Raw genomic sequence first — 12,189 nt, 5'->3', positions numbered from 1 at the left:
TCGTCAGGGCTCCGCCATGACTCCCTCCTCCGCCTTGCGATGCACGGCACCAGACCCCGCTCCCTGATCCAGCCTGATCCAAACGAAAGGCCCTAAGCGGTGCGCCAGTCTGATCCTGCCCGATAAGCGGGGTTGTGTCACGAAATGGGGCTTGTTCGGGGACGGGTCTGCATTAAGAAGGTGTCCTATGTGGGTTCGCTCGCTGGGCTGTTCATGGGGCGGGATGCGTGGAGTTGGATTGTTCCGGACGGCTGTGGGAGATCGCGAAGCCGTTGATCCCGACGTCGAGGGTGCGGCCGCCGCAGGGTGGCGGGACGCAGGACACGCCTGATGAGACGCTGTTCGCGGCCATCGTCTACGTGCTGGTGAGCGGGTGTGCCTGGCGGGCTCTGCCGCCGTGCTTCGGGATCTTCAAGTCCACCGTGCACCGACGCTTCGTCATCTGGTCCAGAGCCGGACTTTGGGGCCGGCTGCACGAGGCCTCGACCGCATTCACGAGTGCGGACTGCTTGACCTGTCCCGCGTGGTCCTCGACTCCGCCCACGTACGGGCGAAAAAAGGGGCGAACTCACAGGTCCGAGCCCCGTGGACCGGGGCAAGCCCGGTTCCAAGATGCACGTCTTGTCGGACGCGGCCGGACTGCCCGGCCAGGTCAGGCGCCCGTACTCGGGTCCCTAGAAGAGCCCGAGCTTGGTCTTCTGGCGTGGCTACGCGGCGCAAGGCGTCATCCACGTACTCGACGATCTGATGCACCGTGTCGCGGTCCATGGAGACAAGACGGCAGGTGTCCTGGACGGCGCGGCGGGCGAGCGGCCATGCGGCCTTGATATGCGTGCTGTGGATGGCGGTGCGTTCGGCCGCAGCGAGTGTGCCGGCCATGCGGGAGACGTGCTCACCTACCCGAAGGAAGAAGCCGCCATGCTCTTCGGGCAGAGCGGTGTCCCACCTGTCCTCCGCCTCACGGACCACGTCCCGCAGTTCTCCTGCGCGAGGGGTGTAGGTCAGGTACGGCCGGGTGTGGAAGGCCCACCGGAATGCCTCTGCCAGGTCGTGCTGCCAACGGTCCGACGACGCTCTCCCGCGGGGCGGGTGCGCCGCGCTGGGCAAGGTGCAGGACGCGCGACCAGGTGGCGGCATCTGTGGACAGAAAGCCGCCGCGCCACACCTGGAGGGAGGGGCCCACAGGGCGCCGACGTGTGGTGGAGCGGACCCGGCGGATCGGTGGCGTCTGAAGCCCCGCGTGGGGATGATGTGCCGACCGTCCCACGCCATGCGCGTATGGCTTTCAAGGAGAGGACGTCTCCAGGAACTGCCGGGACCGGCCGTGAACGGAGAACCGGCCAGGAGAAGCGCGGAGGTGCCCGTACCGGCGTTCTCCGCACGGCGGGTGGAATGCACTGCTGCGCTATGGCGTTTGCCGTCCGGGTGAACTGGACGGGTGATCCTCAGGGGGCATTCGTGCTGGAGGAGGCGCTGGTGCAGGAGGCAGAGGAAGATCACGGAAAGGCGCCAGGGCCGCGGTGCGCGGCGGGAGTTGAGCCTTCCATGTGTCCGACGACCTCGGGGACACGACAGTCGAGGCATCCGATGATGCCACCGGCGGGGCGACGCGCCAGCTCGTCCTCGACCCGGGCCCGCCCGGTCCTGTGACCTCGCAGTGCGGGTCCATCGTGACGAGCGGGCTTCGGCCTCTGCCTCGTCCAGGACTTCGCCCAGGGCTGTTCGACGGATGAGATCCTGCGCAGGATCCAGCCGTAGTACATCGCGTCTCATGGGGGCTGTCGTGTTCGGGGACGGATCAGTGGTTCAGCGCGCGATCCGCGCGCTGAACAGCGGGTCGGCCCTCCGTTTGAAAATTGGTCTAGTCCTTTCTTGGTCCAGACCATTGACTCGGCTGTGGCTGTGACGGTATTCCGTACCCAAACGCCGATGCCCGAGGCCGGAGTTGGCGGCCACCCCCCTACAGCTGGGACAGCTATGAGACGCATACGATCCGTCCGCGCGGTTCTGACCGCAGTGGCCACCACGGTGGCCACTGCCGGAATGGCCGCCATGGGCGCCGGTACCGCTCAGGCGGCAACCCCCCTGCCTAAGCACGTCTTCGCTCCCTACTTCGAGGCGTGGACCGGCGAGAGCCCGGCTGCCCTGGCCGCGCAGTCAGGGGCCAAACACCTGACCATGGCGTTCCTCCAGACCGCGTCCGAGGGCTCCTGCACGCCGTACTGGAGCGGCGACACCAGCCTGCCGATCTCCTCCGCCAGCTTCGGCGCCGACATCGACACCATCCAGGCGAACGGTGGGGATGTCATCCCCTCGTTCGGCGGCTACACCGCGGACACCACCGGCACCGAGATCGCCGACAGCTGCACCGATGTCAATCAGATTGCCGCGGCGTACGAGAAGGTCATCACGACGTACGACATCTCACGGCTCGACATGGACATCGAGGTCGACTCGCTGAACAACACCGCAGGAATCAACCGGCGGAACAAGGCCATCAAGCTGGTCCAGGACTGGGCGGCGGCCAACGGGCGCACGGTCGAGATCTCCTACACGCTGCCGACGACCACCGATGGGCTGGCCCCCAGCGGTCTCGCGGTGCTGGAGAACGCGGTCACCAACGGCGCACGCGTCGACGTAGCGAACATCATGACGTTCGACTACTACGACAACGCCACCCACAACATGGCCACTGACACCCAGACCGCGGCCCAGGGACTGTACGACCAGCTCGCGCAGCTCTACCCGAGCAAGACCTCCGCCCAGCTGTGGGGCATGATCGGCATCATCGAGATGCCGGGGGTCGACGACTTCGGCCCGGCCGAGACATTCACTCTGGCCAACGCCACCCAGGTCTACAACTGGGCGGTGGCCAAGGGCATCAACACCCTGTCTTTCTGGGCGCTCCAGCGTGACAACGGCAGCTGCCCCGGCGGCCCGGCCGCCGACGGCTGCTCCGGTATCCAGCAGAACACCTGGGACTTCACCCATATCTTCGCGCCCTTCACCGGCGGCACCACCGCACCTGGCGACGACTTCTCGGTGACCGCGACCCCCTCCTCCGGATCGGTGACGGCGGGCAGTTCGGCCACCACCACGGTGAAGACCGCGGTGACGGCTGGCGCGGCGAAGACGGTGAACCTGACCGTCAGCGGGGCGCCCGCGGGTGTCACCGCGTCGCTCAGCCCCACCTCGGTCACGGCGGGCGGCTCATCGACGCTCACCCTCGCCACGACGCAGGCCGCGGTCTCGGGCACGTACAGCATCAAAGTCACCGGTACGAGTGCCTCCGGCAGCCACACGGCGACCTATGCCCTGACCATCACCGGAGGCACCGGCACCCAGTGCACGGCCGCCGCCTGGGCCGCCGGGACGGTCTACACCGGAGGCCAGCAGGTCTCCCACAAGGGCCACAACTGGAAGGCCAAGTGGTGGACGCAGGGCGAGGAGCCCGGCACCACCGGCGAATGGGGCGTCTGGCAGGACCTCGGCGCCTGCTGAACCGGACAGCTTTCCACGGTGATGCCCGGCAGCCCCCCTGCCGGGCATCACCTTTTCCAGGCGCCGCTGTGAAGATCCCGAATGGGACCGCGTGACGACCAGGATCACGCGTGGCTGGGAGACCCTCGGCTTGCGCCACCTCCAGGGGCAGGTCCACCTGTTGTCGCCGGCGTCTCAGGTACTGGAGGAGCAGTGCGATGCGTCGCGCCGGCGGCTCGCTGAACTCGGCGCATCGTGGCGGCGGGCGCTACGGTCCGAGCCGACGTAGCGCACCGGTGGCGGGGGTGGGGCGCAGGAATTCTTTTCGGTAGCAATGTCATCGATGAGCCTGTCGACGTCGCAGGTCGCAAGGGCTCGCTTCGGCTTGGTCACGACCGCATGCCGTCCAGGGTGAGGTGCAAGGTGGCGTCGTCCGAGCCATGGTCGTCCGGCGGAGTCGTGGGGCTCGGGGCCCTGGTCACCGCGTTCAGGCGGCGGGGCAGGCCGGTCAGCCGGAACCTGCCGTCGCGGTCGGTGGTGGTGCGTGCCACGACCCTGCCCGTCGCGTCGACGGCGCGTATGACCGCCCCGGGCAGTGGGCGGTCCGGGCTCGCCGCCCGGACCGTGCCGGCGATCTGCCCGTTCGTCCGAGAGGCGGTTTCTGCGGCGGCTGGTTGGCCGTTGCCGCCGGTCATCATCGAGTAGGTGGCCGCGCGGTAGCCATCTGCCGTGACGATCAGCGCGTACGCCTTGAGGGCGGAGTCCCTGGTGGGGTGAGGTCGGTCTTCGCGCAGTCCGGGCGGACTGGCCCGAGCGGTGTCGGGGCCGACCGTCGGTGGGGTGGAGTGTGCGACGCCCGAGGCGAGTCCGTGGGTTCCGACGGGGACGGCCGCTCGGTCCGGTGTCACGGAGCCGTGGTGTGCCGCCTCCGGGCCCCGGAGTGCCGGGCAGGAATAGTCCGTGGTGCCGACGGTGGTCGGCTTGTCAGTGTGCACGTATTTACCGCCGCGCAGCCAGGAGGCGACAGCGGCGACGAGGCAGGCGGCGATGGCGAACATGAACGCGGCGTCCAGGCCTTTCGCGAACGGCCCGGAGATCAGGGTAGGGAAGAAGCCACGGCCGGTCAGGTAGGCCGCGTGGCTCGCCGGCAGGTGATCCAGCACATTCGGGCCGAGCAGCGTCTGGACCGGGTTGTAGCCCAGCAGCGAGGCGAACAGCACCGAGACCGGTGGCAGGGCGGACAGCCGGTCCGCGTCGCTGGCGGGGACGCCCTGGGCGACGAGGCCGCTGGACAGGGCGTGCGGCAGTGTGCCGGCCAGGCCGAGGACGATCAGGCTGAAGAACACCCCGATGGACAGCACCAGCGCAGAGTTCTGGAAGGTGGTGCTCATGCCGCCGCCGACTCCGCGCTGGTCCGCGGGCAGGCTGTTCATGATCCCGGCCCGGTTCGGGGAAGCGAACAGTCCCATCCCGATCCCGTTGAGCAGGAGGATCGCGGCGAACGTCCCGTAATGGAAGTCGACCGGCAGCAGCGCCAGTAGTACGAAGCTGCCTGCCGCGACGAGCATGCCGCCGGTGGCGAACGGCCGCGCCCCGAAGCGGTCGGACAGCCAGCCGGAGATCGGCCCGGCGACCAGGAACCCGACGGTGAGCGGCAGCATGTAGACGCCCGCCCATAGCGGGGTCTCGGTGAAGCCGTAGCCGTGCCGGGGCAGCCAGATCCCCTGCAGCCAGATGATCAGGATGAACATCAGCCCGCCACGGCCTATCCCGGACAGCAGGCTCGCGAGGTTCCCGGCGGTGAACGCACGGATGCGGAACAAGCTCATCCGGAACATCGGCTCGCCGACCCTGGTCTCCACGATGCCGAAGATCACCAACATGACCACGCCGCCGATCAGGGCGGACAGCACCCACGGGTTGGTCCAGCCCATGGTGTGCCCGCGGTAGGGCTGGATGCCGTAGGTGATGCCGGCCAGCACCGCGACCAGCCCGACAGCGAAGGTCACATTGCCCCACCAGTCCAGCCGGGCGGGCCGCCGGATGCCGGTGTCGTGCAGTTTCCGATACGACCAGAACGTGCCGAACACCCCGATCGGCACCGACACCAGGAACACCATGCGCCACTCCACCGGGGCGAGCAGCCCTCCGAGCACCAGCCCCATGAACGAGCCGGCGATGCCCGCTACCTGGTTCAGTCCCAACGCCAGGCCGCGTCTGTCGGCCGGGAACGCGTCGGTGATGATCGCATTGGAGTTGGCCATCAGCATCGCGCCCCCGACACCCTGGCCCACGCGCATCAGGATCAGCCACAGTGCGCCCGCCGTGCCATGCATCCAGGTCACCGACAACAGCACAGAGAACACGGTGAAAACCGCGAATCCCGCGTTGTACATGCGAACCCGGCCGTACATGTCGCCCATCCGGCCGAAGCTGACCACGAGCACCGCTGTGACCACCAAATACCCCGTGATCAACCACAGCAGCAGACTTGTGTTCCCCGGCTGCAGAGGATCGATCCCGATTCCACGGAAGATGTCCGGCAGCGCGATAAGCATGATCGACGCGTTGATCGTGGCTATCAGAACACCCAGCGTGGTGTTGGACAGCACGACCCACTCATAGTGCGGGCCGGCGGTGTCAGCGGCGTCCCTGGCCCGCCCCCGCGCCGCTCGCGATCCGGCGGACCTCGCAGTCATGGGCACGTCCTCGGGCGAGGAGGTATGGATCAGTTCCCTGTTCCCAAACCAACTCTCCTCCAACTTCGCAGATCTTGCTGCCGGTCGTGGGCATTCGGACGTCGGTGCACAACCGAGCGTGTTCAGGCGGCTGCGGTGCATGCCGGGCGGCGGTACTCGGCTCCCTCAGTCCCTGCTGCCGACCGCCGTGGCCGCCCGGGTGACCTGCCCAGTTCCACGGCGGGAGGAGCATCGGTGCCCCGCGTTCCGCTCCTGTCGTGAAAAGTCACGCCAGCGAAGGCGTCGAGGCGGGCGAGACGTGACGGAACCAGAGATCGACTACGCCGCGGTGTTCCGGGGCCTCCCCGGGGCGGTGGCCCTGCTGACCCCGCAGCTGCTCTACGTGGACGCAAACGGGGGGTCTTGAGCATGCGGGTCCGCACCCGCGAGCAAGTGATCGGCCACTACCTGTCTGACGACGTCAGTGGCGGCATGACGTGCTTCCGCGCCAAGCAGACCGAGGACACGGCGTGGGTCACGCACGAGTGCGCGAACTGCGGCGCTGCCTTCCGGGTCCGCGGGAAGGACGACGCGGCCGGCCGACGGCCGTACTGCTCGCGCACCTGCCACCACGCTGCGACCGCGCGGCAGACGTGCGCATGCGCGCAGTGCGGCGTCGGCTTCATCCCGAAGAACGCGACGAACCCAGCCGGATCGCTCAAGGGGCGGTTCTGCTCGAAGACGTGCTCGGGGCTCGCCCTGCGCACCCGGGTCACCCGGACGTGCCGCCACTGTGCAGGCACGTTCGAGATCAAGCCCTCGCGCGTCGCAAGAGGGCGCGGTTCCTACTGCGGCCGGGAGTGCCAGTACCGGGCGGAGGGATCATGGAGTCCCACACAGGTGACGCCAGCCCGCGTTGCGGCCTTCATGTCCCACACGCTGTCGCCGACGAATACGGAGCCGTGCGCGGGAGAGCCGGCCAGTTCCAGAGCGTGGTGAATGGGATCAGGGGCGGGTTTGCCTTCATCTACGTCGTCGGCGCCGGCCGTGGCGGTGATGGCGTCGTCCGCCCCGATTGCCTTCGTCAGGGCGTCGAGCTCGCCGCCGCCGGCCGAGGTCACCAGCACGACGCGCCAGCCGTGGCGGTTGAGCGTGCGCAGCAGCTCGTCGGCTGCCCGCAGGCGGTGCAGACGCCCGAAGTTGGTGGGTGCTGGTCCCAACGGCCTCGTGGCAGCGAACCTGCTGGCGGATGCGGGCTGGAGTGTGGAGGTCCTGGAAGCCCAGCCTCATCCGGGCGGCGCGGTCCGCAGCGACCGCTCGGCGCGTCACGACTACATCAGCGACGTCTTCAGCGCCTTCTACCCCCTGGCAGCCGCCTCCCCCGTACTGCGACGGCTCGAGAGATCCTCTTGCAGGACTATGCGCGGGAACTGCTGGTGCCACTGCCTGGTCTGGGGCTCCTTGTCGGCGAGCCCCGGGAGACCGCTGACTCTCCGGTCGGTACGGCGTTCCCTGCGGGCCACCCCCGTCGAGGTCTGGCAGGCGGACGGCGTGCGGATGCATCTGCCGTTGTTGGACGGCAGCGACGAGTTGGGAGTGCTGGCCCTCACCCTGGACGGCCGTCGATGACGACGACCGGCGGCTGTTGCGCCCGTCGACGTGCTCCGCCCGGGCCAGGCCAGCTCGGATTGCCACGAACTGGGAAGACCGTCCGGCATCCGGGACACGGCGGGATTCCAGGGGCACCCGCTCGGAGTACCGGTGAACTGGTGAAATTCGAGGGTGGCACCGCCAGTCGTGCGGCCGTCCTTGCCGGCAGGCTCCACCATCGAGTCAACCGGGAGGGACGGAGAACCGATGGCGCAGGACCTGCAGGAAGCCGCGCCGGCCGAGCCGGTGGCCAACAAGCGCATCAGTGCCGGTGTGAGACTCATGGGGTGGCTGACGACCACGGACCACAAGGTCATCGGCAATCTCTACATGGTCACCGCGTTCGGGTTCTTCCTGCTGGGCGGAGTGTTGGCCATGCTCATGCGAGCGGAGCTGGCCCGGCCAGGACTTCAGATCGTCAGCGCGGAACAGTACAACCAGCTGTTCACGATCCACGGCACCGTCATGATGCTGCTGTTCGCCACGCCGATGTTCGGCGGCTTCGCGAACGCCATCATGCCGCTGCAGATCGGCGCGCCGGACGTCGCGTTCCCCCGCCTGAACGCGCTCACCTACTGGCTCTTCCTCTTCGGCGGAATCATCGTGGTGTCCGGATTCGTGGTACCCGGCGGCGCGGCACATTTCGGCTGGTTCGCCTACGCTCCGCTGAACAGTGCCGTCTTCTCGCCCGGCGCCGGCGGAGACCTCTGGACCATGGGCCTGGTGCTGTCAGGGATCAGTACGACCCTGGCATCGGTCAACTTCATCACTACGATCGTCTGTCTGCGTGCCCCCGGTATGACCATGTTCCGGATGCCGATCTTCACCTGGAACGTTCTCTTCACCTCGATCCTCGCGCTGCTCGCGTTTCCGGTGCTCGCTGCCACGTTGCTCGCCCTCGAAGCCGACCGGAAGTTCGGGGCGCATGTCTTCGACTCCGCCAACGGCGGGGCACTGCTGTGGCAGCACCTGTTCTGGTTCTTCGGCCATCCCGAGGTCTACATTGTCGCGTTGCCCTTCTTCGGAGTGGTGAGCGAGATCATTCCCGCGTTCAGCCGGAAGCCGATGTTCGGATATTTCGGAATGGTGATGGCCACGATCAGCATCACCATGCTCTCGGCGGTTGTCTGGGCCCATCACATGTTCGCCACGGGAGCCGTTCTCCTGCCTTTCTTCTCCGTCATGTCGTTCATCATCGCCGTACCCACCGGTGTCAAGTTCTTCAACTGGATCGGCACCATGTGGCACGGCAGTATCACGTTCGAGACACCCATGCTCTGGGCGATCGGGTTCCTGGTGACTTTTCTCCTCGGCGGCCTCAGCGGGGTGCTGATCGCCTCGCCCCCGCTGGACTTCCACCTCACCGATTCATACTTCATCGTCGCCCACCTCCATTACGTGCTCTTCGGCACAGTGGTCTTCGCGATGTTCGGCGGCTTCTACTTCTGGTGGCCCAAGTTCACCGGACGCATGCTGGATGAACGCATCGGACGTATCCATTTCTGGACCCTGTTCGTCGGCTTTCAGCTGACCTTCCTGGTCCAACACTGGCTGGGGGAGTCCGGAATGCCCCGCCGTTACGCCGACTATCTCGCGGCGGACGGCTTCACCGTGCTCAATACGATCTCGTCCGTCGGCTCCTTTGTGCTCGGTCTGTCGACACTGCCGTTCCTGTACAACGTGTGGCACACCAGCCGTTACGCACCGAAGGTCGAAGTGGACGACCCGTGGGGGTTCGGCCGTTCCCTGGAGTGGGCGACTTCATGTCCACCCCCGAGGCACAATTTCCGGGCTTTGCCCCGCGTACGTTCCGACTCACCGGCCTTCGACCTGCACCACCCCCTCAAGGAGAAGCCGGGACTCGGCCGAGGCGGGTCCCACTCCATTTCGGGCGACGAGGGGGAGTCGGGCGAATGAAGACCGAGGCCATTCTTTTCGCCGGAGTCGCGGGGTTCTTTCTCGTGACCGATGTTCTCTACGCCGTGTGGTCCCGGGATCCGACAGGCACGGCGGCGCTTACCATCTCGTTCCTCATGGCTCTGCTGGTCGCGTTCTTCTTCGCCACCAACTACCGGAGGAAGGGGCTGCGCCCCGAGGACCGCGGAGACGGGAAGATCAATGAGCGGTCCGGCCCGGTGGACTTCTTCTCGCCGCACAGCATCTGGCCGCCGCTGACAGCCGCGGGGACGGCCGTGCTCGCTCTCGGTGTGGTGTTCGGTCTGTGGCTCTTCCTGATCGGGCTTGGCCTGGCCCTGGCGGGAGTGTTCGGAATGGTCTTCCAATACGCGCGCGTGCAGGGCTGAGGGCGGCTCTCAGTCCTCGGACTCGCGAACCGGCTCCGGCGGCGCGGTCCGCTCGGCGATCAGGGACCGTTGCTCATCCGTGGCGGGCAGCTCCACGAGGTCCTTGTAGTACCACCCGCTCAGTACGGCCCGAAGCCGTCGCCGACGCGAGACCGGACCCTCCGCGGGGAGCTCCAGGGGCGTCGGTACATCACGCACCAAGATGCGGTAGCGGGCTGTCGGGCTCAGGTCGCGGTGGCTCTCCGACAGGTCGCCATCCATCGATTGGGTCACCCGGCCCGTCTCCTCGCCCTCGGTCAGCCGGTGGCGGTCCCGCATCTGAAGGGCGAGGCAGAGGCGTTTGGTCAGCGCGAATGCCAGGAGCGGGGCGGCGATCAGCGCGATCCTGAGGATCCAGGTCATGACCTCGATCGAAGCCCTGAACGAGAAGGCGACGACGTCGTTGCCGCCGGCGACCAGGAGAACGGCATAGAAGACGATGGCCGCCACGCCGAGCCCGGTGCGGGTCGGCCGGTTGCGCGGCCGGTCGCACAGATGGTGTTCCCTGTGGTCGCCCGTCACCCACTTCTCCAAGAAGGGGTAGAGGAACAGCACCGTGAAGACCACGCCCGGCAGCACGAGCGTCGGAATGAACACATTCCACATGATGGTGTGACCCGCGATGTCGGTCTCCCATGGCGGCATCAGCCGGAGCGCACCCTCCAGGAACCCGACATACCAGTCCGGCTGTGCGTTACCGGAGACCTGGTCGGCACGGTAGGGGCCGTAGTTCCATACGGGGTTGATCTGGGCGAGCCCGCCCAGCAGGGCCAGTACGCCGAACACCATGAGCAAGAATCCTGTGGTCTTCGCGGTGAAGTGCGGGAACGCCGGTGGGCCGACGGCGTTCTTGTTGGTCTTCCCCTGCGCCGCCCATTGGGTGTGTTTGAGGTAGACCACCAGCATGAGATGAGCGGTGATCAGCGCCACGATCAGGCCGGGCACGAGCAGGATGTGCACGGCGTACAGACGAGGGATCACGTCATTGCCCGGGAACTGTCCTCCGAAGACGAACAGCTCCACGTACGTTCCGACGACAGGGATCGACCCCACGATGGTGGCCGCCGTCCTCAGGCCCGTACCGGACAGCAAATCGTCGGGCAGCGAGTAGCCGGCGAATCCTTCGAGGAGCGCGAGTACGAACAGTGTCACGCCCACGATCCAGTTGGCCTCCCGCGGCTTGCGGAATGCGCCGGTCAAGAAGATCCGCAGCATATGGACGGCGATCGCGGCGACGAACACCAGTGCCGCCCAGTGGTGGATCTGACGGATCAGCAGTCCTCCGCGCACGTCGAAGCTGATATTGAGGGTGGTGGTGTAGGCCTGCGTCATCCTCACGCCCTGAAGGGGCGCATAGGAACCGGTGTAGACGCTCTCCATCATGCTCGGGTCGAAGAGCAGGGTGAGGTACACGCCGGTGACGAGCAGGACCACGAACGAGTAGAGGGCGATCTCGCCGAGGAGAAAGGACCAGTGGTCGGGGAAGGCCTTGCGCAGCAACTGCCTGGCCAGCTCGCTGACGGGCAGGCGCGCATCCATCGCACCGTAGCCACTGACCGCCGCCTTCTCGGCCCGGGTCTTCAACTGCGCCTTATGTTTCCGCAGGGGCATGCACCACTCTCCCGTCGATCTCCCTTCCATCACCCGTCCCTTATTGTTCCGGTTCGCCCTTTACGAGTAGCGCATTACTCGAAGGCATTACGCAGAATCGCGGTATCGGCACCTGATCGGCCGACCTGGCCCCGACGTGGCGCGTGGGCCGCCCGGTGCGTCGGGTCACTGCGGAAGACGCGATGCTGCTCGCAACCTCTCCGGAGCCCGTCCGGCCCGTTGCTCTTGCGATCCACCCATGCCAGACCAGCGGCCATCGGGTTCGTAGGCGTGACCAGCCGGCCGGTCGCGGTGGGCGCGTCGGCATCCTCGCTCCGGACTAGATCTACCACTAGGGCTTGCAGAGAAACAACCCGTCTGTTCCGTGATGATCCGTCATCATCGTGCTATGGGAGTTGTGGAGGGGGCTGTGGCGTCGTTGGCCGCGA

The 12,189-nt window shown here is 67.0% G+C and carries 5 protein-coding genes and 3 pseudogenes; 5 read left to right on the top strand and 3 right to left on the bottom strand.

The genetic code is table 11. From position 1 onward, the window contains the following. Positions 1 to 213: 213 nt before the first annotated feature. Positions 214 to 645: pseudogene (locus ACFVXE_RS37660) on the top strand (transposase); the annotation flags it as partial. 1,332 nt (positions 646 to 1,977) lie between these two features. Continuing rightward, positions 1,978 to 3,501, top strand: coding sequence for a glycosyl hydrolase family 18 protein (locus ACFVXE_RS37655; RefSeq protein WP_389678167.1), 1,524 nt, complete (start codon positions 1,978 to 1,980; stop codon positions 3,499 to 3,501). Between the two features lie 368 nt (positions 3,502 to 3,869). Here ACFVXE_RS37655 and ACFVXE_RS37650 read toward each other — a convergent pair whose 3' ends face one another. After that, positions 3,870 to 6,179 carry an MFS transporter gene (locus ACFVXE_RS37650; protein ID WP_389678165.1) on the bottom strand — a complete coding sequence of 770 codons (2,310 nt, stop codon included), beginning with the start codon at positions 6,177 to 6,179 and terminating at the stop codon, positions 3,870 to 3,872. A gap of 866 nt (positions 6,180 to 7,045) precedes the next feature. Beyond that, positions 7,046 to 7,357: pseudogene (locus ACFVXE_RS37645) on the bottom strand (HAD family hydrolase); the annotation flags it as partial. A 1-nt stretch (position 7,358) separates the two neighbouring features. On the opposite strand from ACFVXE_RS37645, the pseudogene ACFVXE_RS37640 reads away from it, so the two are divergent. From ACFVXE_RS37640 to ACFVXE_RS37630, 3 genes and pseudogenes are all read left to right on the top strand, one after another. Beyond that, positions 7,359 to 7,559 (top strand): annotated as a pseudogene (locus ACFVXE_RS37640) (NAD(P)-binding protein); the annotation flags it as partial. A gap of 531 nt (positions 7,560 to 8,090) precedes the next feature. Continuing rightward, positions 8,091 to 9,725 (top strand): cytochrome c oxidase subunit I, encoded by a 1,635-nt coding sequence (gene ctaD, locus ACFVXE_RS37635; protein WP_389678169.1) that lies wholly within the window; start codon positions 8,091 to 8,093, stop codon positions 9,723 to 9,725. After that, positions 9,722 to 10,111 (top strand): cytochrome c oxidase subunit 4, encoded by a 390-nt coding sequence (locus ACFVXE_RS37630; RefSeq protein ID WP_389678164.1) that lies wholly within the window; start codon positions 9,722 to 9,724, stop codon positions 10,109 to 10,111. The genes ctaD and ACFVXE_RS37630 overlap by 4 nt, the downstream gene beginning before the upstream one ends. 9 nt (positions 10,112 to 10,120) lie before the next feature. On the opposite strand, the gene ACFVXE_RS37625 is transcribed toward ACFVXE_RS37630, so the two are convergent. After that, on the bottom strand, positions 10,121 to 11,761 hold the full coding sequence (locus ACFVXE_RS37625; protein ID WP_389678162.1) for a cytochrome bc complex cytochrome b subunit: 1,641 nt from the start codon (positions 11,759 to 11,761) through the stop codon (positions 10,121 to 10,123). Between the last annotated feature and the right edge of the window lie 428 nt (positions 11,762 to 12,189).

This window comes from Streptomyces sp. NPDC058231, assembly GCF_042882275.1.
In the GTDB taxonomy this organism is placed as follows: Bacteria; Actinomycetota; Actinomycetes; order Streptomycetales; family Streptomycetaceae; genus Streptomyces.
Note: the sequence above shows the minus strand (reverse complement) of the source record. Positions and strands in the feature narration are given on the sequence as shown.

Excerpts from the sequence above, each read along its gene's own strand:
- ACFVXE_RS37655 (WP_389678167.1), top strand. The coding sequence starts at position 1,978 with ATGAGACGCATACGATCCGTCCGCGCGGTTCTGACCGCAGTGGCCACC.
- ACFVXE_RS37650 (WP_389678165.1), bottom strand. The coding sequence starts at position 6,179 with ATGACTGCGAGGTCCGCCGGATCGCGAGCGGCGCGGGGGCGGGCCAGG.
- ctaD (WP_389678169.1), top strand. The coding sequence starts at position 8,091 with ATGGGGTGGCTGACGACCACGGACCACAAGGTCATCGGCAATCTCTAC.
- ACFVXE_RS37630 (WP_389678164.1), top strand. The coding sequence starts at position 9,722 with ATGAAGACCGAGGCCATTCTTTTCGCCGGAGTCGCGGGGTTCTTTCTC.
- ACFVXE_RS37625 (WP_389678162.1), bottom strand. The coding sequence starts at position 11,761 with ATGCCCCTGCGGAAACATAAGGCGCAGTTGAAGACCCGGGCCGAGAAG.